The following is a 19151-nucleotide window of genomic DNA, read 5'->3' on the forward strand; positions in this document are numbered from 1 at the left end:
TGTAAGCTAAAAATTATAGCACAAAATCATCCTCTGTATATTATTCTTCCTCTTGTGAGGTCATAGGGGGATAGCTCCACCTTAACCTTGTCGCCGGGTAGTATCCTGATAAAGTGTATCCTCATTTTACCAGACACATGGGCAAGCACTTCATGTCCCGTTTCCAACCTTACTTTAAACATGGCATTAGGCAGAGCCTCTATGACCTCACCCTCAAGCACTATACCCTTTTCCTTTTGTTTTTCTTCTCCCTTCTTCTTAGCCATCTTTAAACTCCGTCAATATTATAGGTCCTTGTTTTGTTACCGCAACCACATATTCATAGTGTGCTGCGGGGCTTCTGTCTGCGGTTATAACAGTCCAACGGTCGCCATCATGAGATATCTCCTCTGTTCCGAGAGAAAACATGGGCTCAATAGCCAATACCATACCCTGTCTTAGCTTGTAGTCCTTTTTTTCCCTTTTTAGAGTTTCAGGATGGTTTGGTATGAAGGGGTCTTCGTGCACCTTTCTACCTATGCCATGACCTCCGAGGTTCTTAAGCGGATATACACCATACTTTCTTGCTACCTTGTAGATAGTTTCCACTATATCTGAGACCCAATTGCCAGGCACGCATACCTTGACCGCCTCTTCAAGGGCTTCCTTCGTTGCCTTCATAAGCAATGCCTTTTCCTTGCTTATTTCTCCTACCGCTACGGTGATGGCTGAATCACCTGCATAGCCTTCCACATAAGCTCCAAAGTCCAGGCTCACGATATCACCGTCTCTTATTATTTGCTCCTTCTTTGGTAAGCCATGAACCACCGCCTCGTTTACAGAAACGCACAGGCAGGCTGGAAACCTTTCGTCGCTAAAGGGTGGCTTGTAGTTGAGAAAGGCAGGCTTTGCACCCCTCTTCTTTACTTCCTCTCTCGCTATCAACTCCAACTCATAGGTAGATATGCCCGGTCTTACCGCTTTTACAACTTCCTGCAGGACCTCAACTACTACAGCGCACGCCTTCTTTATCCTTTCAATCTCCTTAAAGGAATATAGCTCAACCGCCATTCTTTAATACCTCTAAAAGCCTTCTGTTTACTTCCTGTATATCCTGCTCTGCGTCCAATCTTGTTAATTTATTCCTTTCTTGGTAAAATTCAACAAGAGGTTTTGTCTGTTCCACGTATACCCTATATCTTTTCCTTATGACTTCTTCCTTGTCATCCTCTCTCTGGATAAGCTTTCCACCACACAGGTCGCATATACCTTCTTGCTTTGGTGGATTGTATTTCTTGTGGTATACCGCGCCACATTGAGAGCAGGTAAGCCTTCCAGAGAGTCTCTCCACTACCACCTCTTCAGAAATGTCAAAAAGGAAGACCCTATCCACCTGTTTGTTGTAAGCTTTTAGCATTTCCTCAAGAGCGAGAGCTTGTGGCACAGTTCTTGGAAAGCCGTCAAGTATAAAACCACCCTCCTTAGGCATAACCTCTTCTATTAAGGATATCATAATACTATCTGGGACAAGCTCTCCCCTTTCCATGTATTCCCTTGCCTTCAAGCCCAAAGGAGTTTGGTTTTTCACCGCTTCCCTTAGTAGGTCTCCTGTGGATATGTGCAAAAGACCAAGCTCCTGAGAGAGCTTTTTTGCCTGCGTCCCCTTACCAGACCCAGGAGGTCCTAAAAAGACCACTATCACCTTACCTTCCTCCTGTATTTGGTATATTTCTGTTGAAGGAGCTGTGCTTCAAGTTTATTTATGGTATCAAGGGCAACACCTACCACTATAAGTGCTGTTGTTCCTCCAAAATAGAAGGGCACATTAAGCCAAAGACTTACAAAGATGGGCACAACCGCCACCACACTGAGGAAAAGGGCACCTACAAAGACGAGCCTGTTTATTATGTATTCAAGGTATCTCTGTGTATCTTGACCAGGTCTCACCCCTGGGATAAAGGCACCTGCCTTTCTTAGATTATCCGCCACATCCACAGGGTTTATAAGCACTGCAGTGTAGAAATAGGTGAAAAAGATTATGAAGGCTACGTATAGTATGTTGTAAGGCAGTGTGGTTGGATTAAAGGCGTCGTGTAGAGCTTTCGCAATAGGGTGCTGTATGAAGCCTAAAATAGTTGAAGGTATTATAAGAAGAGACTGGGCAAAGATGATTGGTATAACACCTGCAGGGTTTATCTTTATAGGGAGATAGCTGGAAGTGCCAACAATTTCCTGCCTACCTACCTGCCTTCTTGGATACTGGATTGGCACCCTTCTTTCTGCCTCTTGTATGAATACGATAGCAACAACCACAGCCAAGATAAAAAGTATAGCACCCACAAAGGCAAAGGGTGAGATATCTCCGTTCCTTAGCATATCCCACAGTCTTATGCCTGCACTGGGAAAGCCTGCCACTATACCCGCAAAGATAAGCAAGGACATGCCGTTGCCAATACCCTTTTCAGTTATCCTATCACCCACCCATACAAGAAACATGGTGGAAGAAACAAGGGCTATTACTGTGGTTATGGAAAAGAGGAAACCCGCATCTAATACTATAGGTGTTCCTCTTGGTGAAACTTGACCTTGAAGCCATATTGCAATACCTATGGATTGAACAAAAGCAACAAAAAGAGTCAGATACCTTGTATATTGGTTTATCTTATACCTTCCGTAATCTCCCTCCTCCTTTGCGAGCCTTTGGAGTTCTGGCACAGCCACAGTAAGAAGTTGCATCATTATGGAGGCAGATATGTAAGGCATAACTCCAAGGGCAAAGAGGGTCATCCTACTTAGATTTCCACCCGAAAATATGTCATAGAGGTAGAAAAGTGTTCCCTCAAAGCTCTTGAAAAACTCCTGAAGAGCGTCGGTGTCTATGCCAGGTAAGGGTATATGACTACCAAACCTGTATATGGCTAACATAAACAAGGTGTATAGAAACTTCTTCCTAAAATCCTCAATGGAAAGAAGCTGTTTTATATACTCTACCACTTTATCTCCTCACAGCTTCCACCAACTGCTTCTATCTTCTGCCTTGCGGACTGAGAGAAGGCGTGAGCTTTTACTTTGAGTGGCTTGGTGAGTTCTCCGTCTCCGAGCACTTTTACTGGCATACCCTTCTTCACAAGCCCCTTTTGAAGGAGAAGCTCTGGAGTTATCTCTTGACCTGCATCAAAGTATTTCTCTAAGGTCTTGAGGTTTACTACCGTATACTCCACCCTGTTTACAGGTTTGAAACCTCTTTTTGGCACCCTTTTGTGAAGCGGTGTTTGTCCACCTTCAAACCATGAAGGGAGCTTTCTGTCTCCAGACCTTGACTTCTGACCCTTATGACCCCTTCCACAGGTTTTACCACGTCCAGAGCCTATACCCCTTCCTACCCTTTTTCTTTCCCTTACCGCTCCTTCGTTGGGTGCAAGCTCGTGCAGTTTCATTCCTCTACCTCCTCTACCTGAAGAAGATGAATTGCTTTACGTATATTGCCTCTTACCATAGGATTGTCCTCAAGCAAAACCACTTGACCCACCTTCCTTAGCCCAAGGCTTTTTACCGCCTTTATTTGAGCTTCTGACTTTCCCGCAAGACCTCTAACAAGCTTTACTCTGAGCTTTGCCATGGTTTGCCTCCTTATGGGATACGCAGGTCTCTTGCGTAGATGTTATATCGCTTTCTTAGCACTTCTATATCTATGCCCCTTGCTTTTGCCACTTCTTCTATGGACCTTAGCTTGAGAAGTGCGTCAAAGACTGCCCTTACCACATTGTTGGGGTTTGTGCTTCCTTGGAGCTTGGTAAGCACGTCTGTGTAGCCTGCTAATTCAAAGATGGGTTTTGCAGCACCACCAGCCACTATACCCGTTCCACGCCTTGCAGGCATAACCTTTATCATAGTAGGACCATAATGTCCTATCACGTCGTGTGGGACAGTGCCGTTTTCTATTGGCACTCTTATTATGTGCTTTTTCCCATCCTCTATAGCTTTGGCTATTGCTATTGGCACTTCCCTTGCCTTTCCGAGCCCAAAGCCTACAAAACCTCTCCTGTCTCCTACTATCACCAGGGCACTAAAGGAGAACCTCTTTCCACCCTTTGTAACCCTCGTGGTCCTCCTTGCATAAATGAGTCTCTCTTCTATTTGGAGCTGGTCTTCAAGCTCCGCTATACCCTGCTCTTTTCTTTTCTTGTCAATTAAACTTTCAATAGATACGCCACCCATCTTTGCCTCCTTTAGAATTCAAGACCAAGTTCTCTGCATTTATCTGCAAAAGCCTTTATCTTTCCGTGGTAAAGGAAACCACCTCTATCAAAAACCACCTTTTTTATACCCTTCTCCATAGCCCTTTTGACAAGGAGCTCCGCAACCTTTTGCACGTCCTGTATAGACTTTCCACCCCTTTTGCCTGTTAGTTGAACATACTCACGGTCTATAGAGGAAGCGGAGACTAAAGTCCTTGATTGTCCTCCAGAATCATCAATAATCTGTGCGTAGAAGGCATTAAGACTTCTGTAGACACACAACCTTGGTCTTTCAGGAGTTCCAGATATCTTCTTCCTTATTCTTTTGTGTCTCCTTTCCCTTTTCTCATGTCTATTTAGCTTTGCCATATTTCACCTCCTTACTTTTTACCACCCTTACCCTTTCCAGCAGCCTTTCCTGCCTTTAGTCTGAGAACTTCACCTTCGTACCTTATACCTTTACCCTTATATGCATCGGGTTTTTTGAAGGCTCTTATTTGAGCACACACCTGACCTACCCTGGCTTTGTCTATACCACTTACATATATTTTGTTTTCCTTGACCTCTATCTTCACGTCTGGGGGAATAGGGTAAATCACAGGGTGAGAAAATCCAAGATTAAGCTCTAAGTTATTACCCTTGACCGCAGCCCTATAACCAAGACCCACCACCTCAAGCACCTTTGTGTAGCCTTCAGTAACCCCTTTTATCATGTTTCTGATAAGTGCTGCAGTGGTGCCATGCATAGCCCGATGAAAGGGTAGGTCTGTGGGTCTTTCTACCCTTATGGTGTTGCCTTCCAGCCTTACACTTATGTCCGGATGGAGCTTCATAGACAGCTTGCCCTTTGGTCCTTCAACCCTAATTTCACCCTCTTGGATGCTTACCTTAACACCTGCGGGAATTTCAATTGGTTTCTTGCCTATTCTTGACATGTCCGCACCTCACCAAACATATGCTATTAATTCTCCACCTTTACCAAGTTTCCTTGCATCGTGGTCTGTAATAATGCCAGCGTCTGTGGAAAGTATAGCTATACCAAGACCCTTTTGCACGTAAGGTATCTTATGCTTTGGAACGTATACCCTCCTTCCAGGTTTGGAAACCTTCTTGATTTCAGAAATGACACTTTTCTCCTTTTTAGGGTCAAGGTATTTAAGGTGTATCCTTAGTGTGTACTGTGTGCCTTTTTTGTTTTCCTCAAGCCTTTCCCAGTCCCTTATATAACCCTCCTTTTTAAGGAGCTCCAAAATAGCCTCTTTTAGTTTTGAGGAGGGTGTATCCACGTAGTCTTTCCTTCTTCTTATGGCGTTCTTTATCGCAGAAAACATATCCGCTACTGGGTCCATCTTCTACCTCCTTACCAACTTGCTTTTCTAATACCTGGGATTTCACCCCTAAGGGCGAGCTCTCTAAAGCAAAGCCTACACATACCAAATTGTCTTATAAAACCTCTTGGTCTACCACACAAAGGACATCTGTTTTTCTGTCTTACCACATATTTAGGGAAGTGAAGCACATCCTTTGCAACTTTTGCTTTCCTTGCCATATTAACCTCCTACACTTCTTATGGGAAGCCCCAGCAAAGAAAGAAGCCAAAAGGCTTCCTCGTCTGTTTCTGCTGTGGTATGAATTATAATATCCATACCCCTTATGGCATCCACCTTCTCATAGTCTATCTCCGGAAAGACTATCTGCTCTGCAATACCAAAGGCGTAGTTTCCTCTGCCATCAAAGGACCTTGGATTGAGACCTTTAAAGTCCTTCACCCTTGGCAGTGCAACACATATAAGCTTATCTAAAAAGTCCCACATCCTTTCCTTTCTGAGGGTTACCTTTAGACCCACCGGCATACCCTTTCTAAGCTTAAAACCAGCCTCAGATTTCTTTGCCCTTCTAATTGCAGGATGCTGACCAGTTATAGCCCTGAGGTCCTCTATAGCCCTTTCAAGGTATTTTATGTCGTTAACCGCTTCACCAACACCCATGTTAACCACTATCTTGACTATCTTTGGCACTTCCATTGGGTTTTTGTAGCCAAAGCGGTTTATGAGCTGTGGAACAACTTCTTCCTTATACTTTCTGTAAAGTCTTGGAACATACTTGGTTTCTACGCTCATGCTCTAACCCTCGCTTTTTCTCTTATGAGGTCAATATTTTCGTTGCATTTCTTACAGTATCTGTATTTTCTTAGGACCTCTCCTTCCACCACCGTCCTTATTCCAACCCTTGTAGGTTTCCCACATTTTGGACAGATAAGCATAACGTTGCTGATGTGTATAGGAGCTTCTATTTCGTATATTCCACCTTCTCTTACGTTGGGAATTCCCTTTACATGTTTTTTCACAAGGTTTACATTCTTTACTATAACCCTGTTTTCTTCTCTGAGGACTTTTATTACTTCTCCTGTTTTACCCCTTTCCTTTCCTCTTAGGACAACCACTGTATCACCCTTCTTTATCTTATGAGCCATCACACTACCTCCGGAGCAAGAGATGCCAATTTGGTAAAACCTCTGTTTCTAACCTCTCTGGCTATGGGTCCAAGTATACGGGTCCCAAGAGGTTCTCCATACTGGTTTAGAAGGACTACCGCATTGTCGTCAAACTTTATATAGCTACCGTCTGGGCGCCTCACTTCCTTTTTCGTTCTAACCACTACAGCTCTGTATACCTTGCCTTTCTTTGCAGGGCTATTGGGTGCTGCCACTTTTACAGTAACAGTCACTACATCACCCAAGGTTGCATACTTTCTTGGTGCATAGGGTATACCTATTATCTGAACCTTTTTAGCTCCTGAATTATCCGCCACGTTTGCATAACTCTGCCTCTGCAACATGGTTTCCACCTCTACTACAATCTAAGAATTATACAACAAGTTAGCCCCTACTTATGGGACTTCCAGCTAAGGCTTACCATTTTAACCTAAATTATAGCTTTTTGTCAAGAGGTAAAATAAAGGCACGAATGGCTAAGAAAAGCCCTAAAAGTTCTTTGTTGAGTATTATACTTATAGGTTATGAGAGTTATCCTCTTTTCCGGCAAGGGTGGAGTAGGCAAGACTACAATTTCCGCAGCAACCGCCTATAAGCTGTCAACTCTTGGCTATAAGACTATAGTGGTTTCTCTTGACCCAGCTCACAGTCTGGGAGATGCCTTTGATATTCCAGAGGAAGAAAAGACCAAAGCAAAGGGACTACCTATAAAGATTTCTGAAAACCTATACATACAGGAGATAGACATACAGGAAGAGGTGGACAGATATTGGGGAGATGTTTATAGGTTTTTGGAGCTTCTTTTCAATACCACCGGGCTTGACCAAGTAGTATCCGAGGAGCTTGCCATACTGCCGGGTATGGAGGAGGTCACCAGCCTTCTATATGTAAACAAATACTACAAAGATGGAGAGTTTGACGCCTTGGTGCTTGACCTACCGCCTACTGGCGAGTCCTTGCGCTTTGTGTCCATGCCTACAGTGCTTAAGTGGTATATGAGAAAGATATTTAACGTGGAAAGGACTATACTCAAAGTGGCAAGACCTGTAGCACGACGCCTTACCGATGTCCCCATACCCGATGACGAATACTTCAAAGCCCTTGAAAATTTCTACGAAAAGCTAAAGGGAGTGGACGAGCTTCTTGTTGACCCCGAGATAACCTCTGTAAGGCTTGTGGCAAACCCAGAAAAGATGGTTCTCAAAGAAAGCCAGAGAGCCTTTATGTATTTTAACCTGTTTGGGGTAAACGTGGATGCGGTGGTGGTCAACAAGGTTTTACCACCTTTTGTGGAAGACTGCGAGCACTTTTCAAAATGGGTGCTAACACAGAAAAAACATCTTGAGGATATGCATGCCCTCTTTCATCCAGTTCCAGTCTTTACAGTTCCACTTATGGAGGATGAAATAGTAGGTGAAGAAAGATTGAAAATACTCTCTGACCTTATATATGGTGATACAGACCCCATAAGAGTTTTCCACAAGGAAAAGCCCTATGAGTTTATAGAGCAAAATGGAGATTATATGATAAAACTTAAGGCACCCTTCCTCACAAAGGATGGTTTGTCTGTCCTTAAAAGCGAAGGTGAGATAGTTATCCGGTGGAGAAACTTCAAGAGCCACATACTCCTACCAAGAAAGCTCAGAGACTACGAGCCAGTGGGTGCAAAGATTGAAGAAGGCTATTTGAAGGTCTTTCTCTCAAAGGCTACTTAGAAATTCCTTTATTCTTTTTAGGTCCTCCACAAACTCCTTTTCTCCACTGGGGTTTCTAAGGATGTAAGCGGGATGGTATGTAAGGAAGACTTTTATTCTTCTGTTGTATGGATATTCAAAAAATTGACCTCTATACTTGGATATGGGTAGAGATTTTCCTAATATTCCCTCAAGGGCGGTCGCACCAAGACAAACTATCAGCTTTGGGTTTATTATCTCTATCTCCTTTCTAAGGTAGGGTAGGCAGGTTTGCATTTCCTTTGGAGTAGGCTTTCTATTGCCGGGCGGTCTGGACTTTACCACGTTGGTTATGTATACTTCCTCTCGTCTTAGACCCACCTCTTGGAGTTTTTGATTTAAATACCTTCCCGCTCTACCCACAAAGGGTCTTTTCTGTTGGTCTTCTTCTTCTCCCGGTGCTTCGCCTACAAAGACCACAGGCGAATAGGGATTCCCTTCCCCAAAGACATAACCGCTTGCCCCCTCGTAGAGGATGCACTTTCTCTCTTCCTCAAGTTTTCTATACAAAGCCTTCAACATTTCCTCTTTGCTCTGGGTAGGTTCTTTGAGCTTTTGTGAAGGCTCTACCTGACTTTGCGGAGCTTCTTTTTCTATATACAAAACGTCAAAGCCAATTTCTATAAGAGACCTTATAGTATGCTTCAAAGTCTTCATCTTTTAAAGAGGTCTTCAAGCCAAGACCTTTCAAAGCACTTTACGCCTTCTTCATAACTTTGGCTCTTTTCTAAACAGCTTCTTATACCATCAAGCCTCTTTAAACCAAGATTTTTGCATATACTCCAAAAGTATCTACAGTATTCCTTATCCTTTAAAGGATTGCTTTCGCACTTTCGCCCTTCTGAGGCGTAAGCAAGGTAAATGGCAAAGAAAGACAAGAGAAAGAGCCTCATGCTCCTAATTTTACTTGCTTTCTGTATTTTTCCCATTCTTGTGGAAACTTCTGCATAGCTTGACGAATTAGCCTACCTGCAACTGCACCAAGACCACAGATAGAAGTGGGCTGTATGTGTGAGTTCACAAACTCAAAGCCTACCCATTCTCTTTCATCCGCTTCGTAGTGCACTATCTTCTCAAGGAGATTAGCCTGTTCATAAGTGCCAACCCTACAGGGCGTGCATTGACCACAGCTCTCATGAGCGTAAAACTCTGCTACCCACAGGCAAGCTTGGACTATATCGTCTTCTTCTGTCAGGACTATAACCGTTCCCGTCCCGCCAAAGCCAAAGGGCGAGTAGTCCATGGGTGTGTCTAACTCCTCTGCGGAAAAACAGTCAAGGGCTCCGGAGAATACTGCCTTAATCTTCTTGTTTCCAATAGTTCCTCCCGCATACTTGAAGATAACTTCTCTGAGGGTGGTGTTCATGGGGAGCTCATAGACCCCTGGCTTTTTCACTTTTCCACTTACAGGAAAGAGCTTGGGACCCGGATAGTCGCTTGGTCCTATGTAGCGATACTCTTCCCAACCCATACCCACTATGAGAGGAATGTTGCAAAGGGTTTCCACGTTGTTTACCACAGTAGGTCTTCCCCAAAGACCATATTGAACAGGAAAGGGTGGTTTTATCCTTGGAAAGCCTCTCTTACCTTCAAGAGATTCAATGAGTGCACTCTCTTCTCCGCATATGTAGGCACCTGCACCTCTTGCCACATAAATCTCAAGGTCAAAGCCAGAGCCCAGTATGTTTTTCCCAAGAAAACCCTTCTTCTTTGCCTCCTCTATGGCATCCCTGAGGATATAGTATCCCGCAGGATACTCACCCCTTATGTATATGAAAGCCTCATTTGCCCCTATGGCGTAGGCAGAGATTATCATACCTTCTATGAGAAGGTGTGGGTCTCTTTCTATGAGTATTCTGTCCTTGAAGGTGCCGGGTTCAGATTCGTCCGCATTGCATATGAGATATCTCGGTGCTGGGTTTTGAACCGCAAACTTCCACTTTCTACCTGTGGGAAAGCCTGCACCTCCTCTGCCCCTGAGCTGGCTTTTGTCCACCCAGTCTATTATCTCCTCAGGTTTCATGTTAAGTGCTTTTTCCAAAGCCTGATAGCCACCGTCTTTTAGATAATCCTCTATGGTGTGAACTCTTGGCTTTTTAGCCCTTTTTAACAAAAGGTTAAGCGTTGTTTCTGCGTATATTTCAGGTATAACGGGATAGGATCTCATGTAGCTTCTCCTTTGATTCAAATTTATAGGTGTCGTTATCTACCATGAAACAAGGTGCCTCTGAGCATGCACCTATGCATTGCACCCCTATGAGCTTAAACCTTCCATCCCTTGTGGTCTCACCTAAGGAGATGCCAAGTAGCTCCCTTAAGGCATTTAGCACCTTGTTAGAGTTCATAAGATTACACACAACGCTTACACAAACCCTTATCCTATGTCTTGCAGGTTCTCCCCTGTCAAACATATCGTAGAAGGAGACCACATTTTCCACGTGGCTTAGTGGCACTTCCAAGAGTTTTGCCACCTCCTCCAAGGCAAAAAAGGGTATATGTCCGTAGTAGTCTTGGACTTCATGGAGACAAAGCAACACCGCCTGTTCCTTTCTTGGAAAATACTCCACATGTTCCCTTAGCTTTTCCATTAGTTCCTGTGGCAAGACACTCATTAGTCTTTCACCTCGTCGCTGAATATCACTTCTGGCATATTAGCTTCTATTATATTCCTTTCTATTCCCATCTGTAGCAAAAGTCTTACCGCACGCCTGCCATCCTCTCCATAATCTAAGGTTCTGTGGTTTACATACATGCTTACAAACCTGTTGGTTCTTTCTGTGTCTTCTTTTATATCCCTTGCATACTCTCTGGCAAAGCTTAGGGCTTCTTCCCTATGCTGTAATGCATACTCTATACTCCTTCTCATTAACCTCTCCATCTTCCTTATTATCTCAACACCGAGGTCTTTTCTTATAATATTGCCACCAAGAGGAAGCACAAGATTGGTCTTCTCCATCCACCATTGACCCAGGTCAACAACCTTTTTTAGACCCCTATCTTGATAACTAAGCTGTCCTTCATGTATAACAAGCCCTGCGTCCACTATACCCTCCGCAACCGCATCTAAGACCTTGTCAAAAGGGAAAAGGACTTCCTCGAAGTCTGGTTCGTAGAGCTTTAGGACAAGATATGCAGTGGTAAGCCTTCCTGGAATTGCGACCCTTTTACCCCTTAAGTCTTCTAAATGCTCCTTGGCGACCACTATAGGTCCGTAGCCTTCTCCCACACTTCCACCACTGGGTAGCACCAGATATTTGTCTGCCACATAAGGATAGGCATGAAAGGATATGGCGGAGACCTCATAAGTCCCTTTTAGAGCTTCCCTATTAAGGGTTTCAATGTCCGCAAGCACATGCTCAATCTCCAAACCCTCTGTGTCTATCTTGCCAGCGGTCAGAGCATAAAACATAAAGGCATCGTCCGAGTCAGGGCTGTGGGCTATCCTTATCCTCATGCCTTTTCTCCTTAAAGAGTTCTGGCAGTTTTAAAATATAGGCGTAAATTCTTTTCCATTTAGACCACTCCATAGCTGGAATACTTCCACCGTATACCTTTCCACCTTCAAGGCTCTTTGATACCCCCGCCTTTGCAGATACAACAGCACCATCTCCTATCTCCACATGGTCTGCCACACCCACCTGTCCTGCCAAGACTACTCCCTTGCCTGTCCTTACACTACCAGAAAGTCCCACTTGGGACACTATAATATTACCCTCACCTATCTTGCAGTTGTGTCCTATCTGCACCAAGTTATCTATCTTGGTATTTTCGCCTATAATTGTCTGGTCTATAAGAGCCCTATCTATGCAGGTGTTTGCACCTATCTCCACACGGTCTTGGATGACTACTTTACCTATGTGGTTTAGCTTAAAAACGCCCTCTGGACCCACATAGTAGCCAAAGCCGTCCGCACCTATAACAGAACCACTATGAATCCTCACACCCTCACCTATCACACAGTAGGGATACACATGAACTCCGCTGAAAAGCACGCTGTTTTTGCCTATCCTCACACCTTCCCCTATGTAGCAAAAGGGATAAACCTTTACCCCATCCTCAAGCACCACATTCTTCCCCAAATAAACGAAGGGTGCCACATACACATCCTTCCCTAACTTTACACCCTCTTCTATGTAAGCCTTATCGGATATGCCAGAGGGATGTCTCTCTTGGTAGAAGTAAGACAAAAAGCGTGCAAGGGCAAGCCTCACGTTTTTAACCCTTATGTATGTGGGAAAGTCAATGCTCTGAGATACCACTGGGACTATTTGCATACCCTTTAAATCCTCCAAAACCTTTACGTCTTGCAGAAAGACAAGCGTCCCCTTTTTTGGATTTTCTGGTGATGATATACCCTCTACCTCCATATGAGGGTTTCCAACAACTTCACCCTCTAAAAGCTTTGCAAGGTCTAAGAGCTTCATCTTTGCTGGTCTAACCTTTGGATTACCTCCGCAGTTATGTCTATCTCCGCAGACCTGTATATGAATACAGTGCAGTCAATAACACCTGTAAAGCCTTCCCTCTTTGCTATGTCTTCGGATATTTTCCTTACTCTTGATACTATCTCTCCTTCTAACTTTTCCCTCATCTCCGCAATTTCTCTTTGTGCCTTTTGCTGTAGTTCTATTCCTTCAGCTTCCACTCTCTGATATTCCCTTATCCTCTGTTCTCTTACATTTTGAGCTATTCCCCTGCTTTCTATCTGTTTTCGAAGGTCTTCAAGCCTCTTGTTTATCTGGTCAAGCTGTTTTTGATACTCTTCCACTTTGGCTCTTAGCTGAGATTCCTTGTCCTTTACAAGCTGGGATTCTGAAAGAATCCTATTTGGGTCAATGCAAGCAAACTTTTGCTGGGCAAAGCTAAAACCAGAAAAGAGGGCAACTACAAGAAGAGCTTTTTTCATAACCATAACCTCCTTACTAAAAAGCATACCACTAAATTAGGCAGACGTGTAAAGTTTTGAATGGAACTCTCCGTATCTTTTGTCTACCCTACCCACATGACCATAAAGCCATCCTGTAAGTATTGCTAAGGCTTGTCTTGCCTGCTTTTTATCCTGCATCTCCTTATCCAATTTGGTAAAAAGGTTTGCAAGAGTGTTTATCCTGTCCACTATGCCTTGATGCTGGTCATCCATTTCCTTTACGCCCGTATACAAGTCTGGAGTAAGCTCCATATACCTCATGACTCATCTCCTTTATACCGCTTCTTTCATTATGTATATAGGCTTTAGCTTGTCTTTTACTACTTGTGCATTTACAAGCACCTTTTTCACATCACGCTTAGAGGGTATTTCAAACATCACATCAAGCATTATCTCTTCCATGATAGCCCTAAGACCTCTTGCACCAGTTTTCCGTCTTATAGCTTCTCTTGCTATTTCCACCAGTGCATCCTCTGTAAACTCAAGTTCTACACCTTCCATTTCAAAAAGCTTCTTATACTGCTTAACAAGTGCATTTCTTGGTTCAACAAGCACCCTTATTAGCTCTTCCTCTGTTAGCTCATCAAGGACCGCAATTACAGGAAGCCTGCCCACAAACTCTGGTATGAGCCCATAGTGTATAAGGTCATCTACTTCCACAAAGTGGAGTGGGTTTTCTCCCTTGTCAAACTTTCTTATCTCCGCCTCAAAGCCTACCACAGACTTTCCAAGTCTTCTTTTTATTATGTCTTCAAGCCCCACAAAGGCACCACCGCAGATAAAGAGAATGTCTGTGGTGTCTACCTGTATGAACTCTTGGTGAGGGTGCTTTCTTCCTCCCTGTGGTGGCACGTTGGAGATGGTCCCCTCTATTATCTTCAAGAGGGCTTGTTGAACGCCTTCGCCAGAAACGTCTCTCGTTATAGAAGGGTTTATACCTGTCTTTTTTGCTATCTTGTCTATTTCGTCTATGTATACAATGCCTCTTTGTGCAGCTTTTACGTCATATCCGCAATTTTGCAAAAGCCTTACAAGGACGTTTTCCACATCCTCACCCACATAGCCTGCTTCTGTAAGGGTGGTTGCATCGGATATGGCAAAGGGCACGTCTAATATCTTTGCCAGAGTCTTTGCCAGTAGAGTTTTTCCAGAGCCAGTGGGACCTATCAGTAATATATTGCTTTTTTCCACTTCCACGTCGTCAAGATTGAGACCGAGTTCCTTCGCCCTTATTCTCTTGTAGTGATTGTATACCGCCACAGAGAGAACCTTTTTGGCTCTTTCTTGACCTATAACATATTGGTCAAGCTGTCTCTTTATTTCTTCAGGTGTTGGAATTTCCCTTGAAAAGCTGTAGCTGAGGTGCTTTTTCTGCTCCTTTATTATGTTGTTGCATACCTCTACACACCGGTCGCATATAAAGGTGTCGTTTGGTCCTGCTATCAGCACCAAAACTTCGCTCTGAGACCTTCCACAAAAAGAGCAGTGGTTTACTTGCCTTTTCCTTGACATTTTAGCTCCTTTTTTCTATAACTTTGTCCACTATACCGTATTCCATAGCCTCATATGCGGACATAAAATAGTCCCTTTCCACATCCCTTTCTATCTTCTCTAAGGGCTGTCCTGTGTGTTTTGCAAGGATTTCATTGAGCATGTTCTTTATCCTTCTTATCTCCTCCGCATGGATTATTATATCCGTTGCTTGACCCGATATGCCTCCGAGAGGTTGGTGTATCATTATCCTTGCGTGAGGCAGTGCATATCTTTTACCCTTTGCACCCGCAGCGAGCAAAACCGCACCCATAGATGCTGCTTGACCAAGGCATATGGTAACCACGTCAGGCTTTATGTATTGCATGGTGTCGTATATTGCCATGCCTGCAGTGACAGACCCACCGGGTGAGTTTATATACATGTATATGTCCTTTTCTGGGTCTTGAGCTTCAAGAAAAAGAAGCTGAGCAACAATGAGGTTAGCCACATGGTCATCTATGGGGAAACCGAGCAAAACTATTCTATCTTGCAGGAGCCTTGAGTATATATCGTAAGCCCTTTCACCTCTCGGAGTTTGCTCAATTACTATAGGAACAAGCTGGTCAAGTATTCTCATTTTTCTCCTCCTTCTTCTCTTCTATCTCCTTTACTACCGCCTTTGAAATTATGTCTTCAAACGCCTTTTCTCTCTTTATGTCCTCCTCAAGGACTGGCAGTAGGTTTTCCCTTTCCAAAAACTCCCTCATTTCTTCTGCCGTGCGTTCATAAGCTTGTGCCAAGGCTTCTATCCTTTGCTGGATTTCTTCATTGCTAACCTCTATGTTTTTTTGTTGAGCGTATTTATCTAAGATGTATCTTAGCTTTATGTTAAAGACCGCTTGTGGTGTTAGCTCTTGAGCTATAGCTCTGTAATCCAGATACTTAGGGTCTATACCCCATTGAGATAGCTCCCTTACCCTTCTTTCCACAAGGTGTGATAGCTCCCTTTGAAGGAGTGTTTGAGGTATCTCAAACTCGTGGAGCTGAACTAACTTTATGGCTACCGCATCCGATATCATAGCCTTTTTTAAGTTTTCTAAGTTGGCTTTTACCTCTTGCCTTATCTTCTCCTCCGCTTCTGTCCAGGTCTCACCAAGTCCGAGCTCCTTCGCAAAGTCATCGTTTAACTCTGGAAGCACTTTTTCCTTTACACTCTTCACGGTGATTTCTACCCTTGCCTTTCCAGCGGGTTTACCTTCCACATCGTAAAGGGTTAAATCCTCAAGCACAAAGCTATCGCCTTCCCTTTTGCCTATAAGCTCCTTCTCTATCTCTTCCCTAAAGGTCTTTGTGCCGATAACTCCAGAAGTTTCTCCTTCTGTGGATTCTCCACTCTCTAACTCTTGAACCTTGTATTCCACAACTACTAAGTCTCCTTCCTTTACCTCTCTTTCCACGGGTTCCCAAACTACGTGCTCTTGCCTTATTTCCTCTATCCTCTGCTTTACGAGGTCTTCACTGAACTCAAGCTTTTTTATCTCCACCTCAAGACCTTCTACTTTTTGCAATTCAAACTCAGGAGGCACTTCAAAGTATACGCTGTAGCTTAGTCTTTGCTCTTTTTCTTCTAACTCCACCTTTTCAAGGTATATGTCCGCCACAGGCTTTAGTCCACTTGCTTGTATTGCACTTGCCAAAGTGGCGTTTGCTACCTTTTTACCTACCTCTTCTTTTATGTATTCCCTAAACTTGGCTCTTATAATCCAAAGGGGTGCTTTACCTTTTCTAAAGCCTTCCACTTCCGCATTCTCTTTAAGGTAGTTGTATACCTCATCAAGTGCGGACTTTACCACATCACCTTCCACTTCCACTTTAAGGTTTTTAAAAAGTCCTTGTCTATCCTCTACGCTTACCTTCATACACACCTCCTATTTTTTTTGGTGCGGGTGGAGGGAGTCGAACCCTCACGGGCGTAAGCCCACAGGATCCTAAGTCCTGCGCGTCTGCCAGTTCCGCCACACCCGCTCAAGAATACAAAATTATAACCTGCTTTTGGTCAATTCAACCTTTTACAAAAGCCCTATATTTACATGGACTATGGAGAAGTTTATAGAGATGCCTCTTGACCTTGCTCAAAAGTGCGTAAAATGTGGACTTTGTAAGTCCGTATGCCCCACATATCCATACATACAAGAGGAGGCTGGCTTTGCACGTGGAAGGCTTGCCCTTGCGGAGATGGTGGTAAAGGGAGAGCTACCCCTCTCTGAAGAGGTTGCCAAGCAATGGGACCAGTGTGCCATGTGTAGAAGATGTGAGTGGATATGTCCCAATAACGTGGAATATAAGGAGATTTTGGTCCATGCAAGAGATATGCAAAGGGAAAATTTGGGACAGGGAATGGTAAAAAGTCTTGGTCTGAAGTCTTTGGAGCTCTTGCAGTCAAAGGCAGGTAGAAAGGTGTTAAAACTGGCTGGTAAACTTCTTAGTCCCTTGCCTTTTGGAGAGATAAAAACGCCCTTTCCCACCGGTGCGGTGAAGTTTATGCCAAAGCCTACTGCAGAGGCTTTTGGACTAAGAGGTAAGGTCTTTAAGGCTCAGGAAGAAAAGGGAAAGCTCCTTTTTTTCACAGGCTGTATGATAGATGCCTTTTATGGAAAGACGGGTGAGAACGTCATAAGGCTAATGAACAAAGCAGGCTACACGGTGGTTGTCCCAGAGGATATAAAGTGCTGTGGTGCACCCCATTACTACTCTGGAAACCTTCCTGCCTTTGAGAGATTAAGAGACCATAACCTCAAAGAGATGGAAAAGTATGAGTTTGACGCAGTGGTGGTTGCCTGTCCCACATGTGGTGGAGCTTTGCAGGAAGACTATAAACTGCAAAAACCCGTCTACGACTTTGCGGAAATAGTCTTCAAAAGCCCTTTGAAATTCAAAGGCTCTGGAAAAAGGCTTACCTTCCACGTGCCCTGCCACTCTTATAGTGCCATGAAAACAAGCGACAAGGTCTTCTACGGTGTAATGGAAAGGATTGAAGGTGACGAAGTGAGAAAGGCGGAAAAGGACAAGTCTTGCTGTGGCTTTGCAGGGCTCTTTTCCATAACAAACCCCAAAATGTCAGACCAAATACAGAAGGAAAAGGTCCAAGACCTTCAGAAAACTCAAGCGGATGTGGTGCTTACCACCTGCCCAGGCTGTGTGCTTAATTTAAAGGATGGAGTTAAAAAACACAAAACTGGACAGGAGGTCTTGCATTTGGCGGACTATCTGGCACAAAACCTTGAGGATTGATATATAATTGCACTATGCGAATATTAGTAACGGGAGGAGCAGGCTATATAGGCTCTCATATGGTAAAGCTCTTAGGTGAGAGGGGATACCAAGTCCTTACTGTAGACAACCTCTCAGATGGCAACCCTTGGGCGGTGCTATACGGAGACCTCAAGGTGGTAGACCTTCTCAACTACAAAGCCCTTGAGGAAGTCCTGCTTGAGTTTAAGCCGGAAGCGGTTATTCACTTTGCTGCAAAGGTAAAAGTCCCAGAAAGCGTTAGAAAGCCACTGCTATATTACGAGAACAACTTTCTGGGAACTCTCAACCTTCTTCAGGCTATGCAAAGAGCTGGGACGCAGTATCTCATATTTTCATCCACCGCTGCAGTTTATGGCATACCAGATAAAGTCCCAGTAAAAGAGGATGACCCAACAAAGCCTATTAATCCCTACGGCTGGAGCAAGCTATTTACAGAGCAGGCAATAAAAGACTTCTCCTATACCACAGGCTTAAAGTATGCCATCCTCAGGTATTTCAACGTAGCGGGTGCAGACCCAGAGGGAAAGATAGGACAAGTAAGCAAAGAACCAACACATCTCATTCTAAGAGCAGTAAAGACTGCAACTGGGCAGTTTCCCTACATGGAGGTCTTTGGAACAGATTATCCAACACCTGACGGGACGTGCATAAGAGACTACGTGCATGTTATGGACCTATGCGAGGCTCATTTAAAGGCGTTAGACTATCTAAGGAGTGGAGGGCAAAGCGACGTCTTTAATGTGGGATATGGTAGAGGATACTCGGTGCTTGAAGTAGTGCAAAAGGTAAAAGAGGTCTCTGGTGTGGATTTTGAGGTGAGATACGCACCAAGGCGCGAAGGAGACCCACCCATGCTCGTAGCGGATAGTCAAAAGGCAAGACAAATTCTTGGTTGGAAACCTCAATATGATAACTTGGAGTTCATCATAAAAACCGCCTTAGACTGGGAAAAATCCTATATTTATTCCAATGGAACTTGAAATCCTGGAAAAGCT

Annotated in this window: 28 protein-coding genes and 1 tRNA gene; 3 read left to right on the forward strand and 26 right to left on the reverse strand. The window is 44.0% G+C overall.

Going from position 1 to position 19151, the window contains the following annotated elements; all coding sequences use genetic code 11:
* Positions 1-26 precede the first annotated feature (26 nt).
* From infA to rplN, 14 genes are read right to left on the reverse strand one after another with little or no spacing between them, the layout of a single operon-like run.
* The gene (gene infA / locus WKI49_03245; protein MEJ7621521.1) at positions 27-266 is read right to left on the reverse strand and encodes a translation initiation factor IF-1; all 240 of its coding nucleotides are present in this window, start codon (positions 264-266) and stop codon (positions 27-29) included.
* Complete coding sequence (gene map / locus WKI49_03250; protein MEJ7621522.1) at positions 259-1050, reverse strand: type I methionyl aminopeptidase; 792 nt, start codon at positions 1048-1050, stop codon at positions 259-261. The genes infA and map overlap by 8 nt, the downstream gene beginning before the upstream one ends.
* Complete coding sequence (locus WKI49_03255) at positions 1040-1681, reverse strand: adenylate kinase (GenBank protein ID MEJ7621523.1); 642 nt, start codon at positions 1679-1681, stop codon at positions 1040-1042. The genes map and WKI49_03255 overlap by 11 nt, the downstream gene beginning before the upstream one ends.
* Complete coding sequence (gene secY / locus WKI49_03260; GenBank protein MEJ7621524.1) at positions 1678-2973, reverse strand: preprotein translocase subunit SecY; 1296 nt, start codon at positions 2971-2973, stop codon at positions 1678-1680. The genes WKI49_03255 and secY overlap by 4 nt, the downstream gene beginning before the upstream one ends.
* Positions 2967-3416, reverse strand: coding sequence for a 50S ribosomal protein L15 (gene rplO / locus WKI49_03265; GenBank protein MEJ7621525.1), 450 nt, complete (start codon positions 3414-3416; stop codon positions 2967-2969). The genes secY and rplO overlap by 7 nt, the downstream gene beginning before the upstream one ends.
* Complete coding sequence (gene rpmD, locus WKI49_03270) at positions 3413-3598, reverse strand: 50S ribosomal protein L30 (protein MEJ7621526.1); 186 nt, start codon at positions 3596-3598, stop codon at positions 3413-3415. Before rpmD ends, rplO begins: the two co-directional genes overlap by 4 nt.
* A gap of 11 nt (positions 3599-3609) precedes the next feature.
* Positions 3610-4197 (reverse strand): 30S ribosomal protein S5, encoded by a 588-nt coding sequence (rpsE, locus tag WKI49_03275; protein MEJ7621527.1) that lies wholly within the window; start codon positions 4195-4197, stop codon positions 3610-3612.
* Between the two features lie 11 nt (positions 4198-4208).
* Positions 4209-4586, reverse strand: coding sequence for a 50S ribosomal protein L18 (rplR, locus tag WKI49_03280; GenBank protein ID MEJ7621528.1), 378 nt, complete (start codon positions 4584-4586; stop codon positions 4209-4211).
* Between the two features lie 11 nt (positions 4587-4597).
* On the reverse strand, positions 4598-5152 hold the full coding sequence (gene rplF / locus WKI49_03285) for a 50S ribosomal protein L6 (GenBank protein MEJ7621529.1): 555 nt from the start codon (positions 5150-5152) through the stop codon (positions 4598-4600).
* Between the two features lie 9 nt (positions 5153-5161).
* Positions 5162-5566 carry a 30S ribosomal protein S8 gene (rpsH, locus tag WKI49_03290; protein MEJ7621530.1) on the reverse strand — a complete coding sequence of 135 codons (405 nt, stop codon included), beginning with the start codon at positions 5564-5566 and terminating at the stop codon, positions 5162-5164.
* 11 nt (positions 5567-5577) lie between these two features.
* Entirely contained in the window at positions 5578-5766 is a 189-nt protein-coding gene (locus WKI49_03295; protein ID MEJ7621531.1) for a type Z 30S ribosomal protein S14, read from the reverse strand.
* 1 nt (position 5767) lies between these two features.
* Positions 5768-6337, reverse strand: coding sequence for a 50S ribosomal protein L5 (gene rplE, locus WKI49_03300; GenBank protein MEJ7621532.1), 570 nt, complete (start codon positions 6335-6337; stop codon positions 5768-5770).
* Positions 6334-6690 carry a 50S ribosomal protein L24 gene (gene rplX / locus WKI49_03305; protein ID MEJ7621533.1) on the reverse strand — a complete coding sequence of 119 codons (357 nt, stop codon included), beginning with the start codon at positions 6688-6690 and terminating at the stop codon, positions 6334-6336. Before rplX ends, rplE begins: the two co-directional genes overlap by 4 nt.
* Positions 6690-7055 carry a 50S ribosomal protein L14 gene (gene rplN, locus WKI49_03310; GenBank protein MEJ7621534.1) on the reverse strand — a complete coding sequence of 122 codons (366 nt, stop codon included), beginning with the start codon at positions 7053-7055 and terminating at the stop codon, positions 6690-6692. The genes rplX and rplN overlap by 1 nt, the downstream gene beginning before the upstream one ends.
* A 180-nt stretch (positions 7056-7235) precedes the next feature.
* On the opposite strand from rplN, the gene WKI49_03315 reads away from it, so the two are divergent.
* Positions 7236-8426, forward strand: a complete 1191-nt coding sequence (locus WKI49_03315; GenBank protein MEJ7621535.1) for a TRC40/GET3/ArsA family transport-energizing ATPase — start codon at positions 7236-7238, stop codon at positions 8424-8426.
* Here WKI49_03315 and WKI49_03320 read toward each other — a convergent pair.
* The 12 genes from WKI49_03320 to WKI49_03375 all read right to left on the reverse strand — a co-directional run bounded on the left by WKI49_03320 (position 8412) and on the right by WKI49_03375 (position 16869).
* Positions 8412-9101, reverse strand: a complete 690-nt coding sequence (locus tag WKI49_03320) for a uracil-DNA glycosylase (protein ID MEJ7621536.1) — start codon at positions 9099-9101, stop codon at positions 8412-8414. The genes WKI49_03315 and WKI49_03320 overlap by 15 nt on opposite strands.
* Complete coding sequence (locus WKI49_03325) at positions 9098-9337, reverse strand: hypothetical protein (protein ID MEJ7621537.1); 240 nt, start codon at positions 9335-9337, stop codon at positions 9098-9100. Before WKI49_03325 ends, WKI49_03320 begins: the two co-directional genes overlap by 4 nt.
* Positions 9334-10611 carry an NADH-quinone oxidoreductase subunit F gene (locus WKI49_03330; GenBank protein ID MEJ7621538.1) on the reverse strand — a complete coding sequence of 426 codons (1278 nt, stop codon included), beginning with the start codon at positions 10609-10611 and terminating at the stop codon, positions 9334-9336. The genes WKI49_03325 and WKI49_03330 overlap by 4 nt, the downstream gene beginning before the upstream one ends.
* On the reverse strand, positions 10586-11056 hold the full coding sequence (gene nuoE, locus WKI49_03335; GenBank protein MEJ7621539.1) for an NADH-quinone oxidoreductase subunit NuoE: 471 nt from the start codon (positions 11054-11056) through the stop codon (positions 10586-10588). The genes WKI49_03330 and nuoE overlap by 26 nt, the downstream gene beginning before the upstream one ends.
* Positions 11056-11898, reverse strand: a complete 843-nt coding sequence (locus tag WKI49_03340; protein ID MEJ7621540.1) for an MqnA/MqnD/SBP family protein — start codon at positions 11896-11898, stop codon at positions 11056-11058. The genes nuoE and WKI49_03340 overlap by 1 nt, the downstream gene beginning before the upstream one ends.
* Positions 11870-12868 carry a UDP-3-O-(3-hydroxymyristoyl)glucosamine N-acyltransferase gene (lpxD, locus tag WKI49_03345; protein MEJ7621541.1) on the reverse strand — a complete coding sequence of 333 codons (999 nt, stop codon included), beginning with the start codon at positions 12866-12868 and terminating at the stop codon, positions 11870-11872. The genes WKI49_03340 and lpxD overlap by 29 nt, the downstream gene beginning before the upstream one ends.
* Entirely contained in the window at positions 12865-13350 is a 486-nt protein-coding gene (locus WKI49_03350; protein MEJ7621542.1) for an OmpH family outer membrane protein, read from the reverse strand. Before WKI49_03350 ends, lpxD begins: the two co-directional genes overlap by 4 nt.
* A gap of 36 nt (positions 13351-13386) precedes the next feature.
* On the reverse strand, positions 13387-13632 hold the full coding sequence (locus tag WKI49_03355; protein MEJ7621543.1) for a hypothetical protein: 246 nt from the start codon (positions 13630-13632) through the stop codon (positions 13387-13389).
* Positions 13633-13644: 12 nt separating this feature from the next.
* Positions 13645-14883 (reverse strand): ATP-dependent Clp protease ATP-binding subunit ClpX, encoded by a 1239-nt coding sequence (gene clpX / locus WKI49_03360; GenBank protein MEJ7621544.1) that lies wholly within the window; start codon positions 14881-14883, stop codon positions 13645-13647.
* Position 14884: 1 nt separating this feature from the next.
* Positions 14885-15481 (reverse strand): ATP-dependent Clp endopeptidase proteolytic subunit ClpP, encoded by a 597-nt coding sequence (clpP, locus tag WKI49_03365; protein ID MEJ7621545.1) that lies wholly within the window; start codon positions 15479-15481, stop codon positions 14885-14887.
* A complete protein-coding gene (gene tig, locus WKI49_03370) occupies positions 15468-16763 on the reverse strand; it encodes a trigger factor (GenBank protein ID MEJ7621546.1) in 1296 nt (431 codons plus the stop codon). The genes clpP and tig overlap by 14 nt, the downstream gene beginning before the upstream one ends.
* A gap of 19 nt (positions 16764-16782) precedes the next feature.
* Positions 16783-16869 (reverse strand) — tRNA-Leu (locus tag WKI49_03375).
* Positions 16870-16941: 72 nt separating this feature from the next.
* Between WKI49_03375 and WKI49_03380 the strand changes: the two genes are divergently transcribed.
* A complete protein-coding gene (locus tag WKI49_03380; GenBank protein ID MEJ7621547.1) occupies positions 16942-18135 on the forward strand; it encodes a (Fe-S)-binding protein in 1194 nt (397 codons plus the stop codon).
* Between the two features lie 14 nt (positions 18136-18149).
* Positions 18150-19136 carry a UDP-glucose 4-epimerase GalE gene (gene galE, locus WKI49_03385; GenBank protein MEJ7621548.1) on the forward strand — a complete coding sequence of 329 codons (987 nt, stop codon included), beginning with the start codon at positions 18150-18152 and terminating at the stop codon, positions 19134-19136.
* The last annotated feature ends 15 nt before the right edge of the window (positions 19137-19151 follow it).

This window comes from Aquificaceae bacterium (assembly GCA_037722135.1).
In the GTDB taxonomy this organism is placed as follows: Bacteria; Aquificota; Aquificia; order Aquificales; family Aquificaceae; genus Pampinifervens; species Pampinifervens sericum.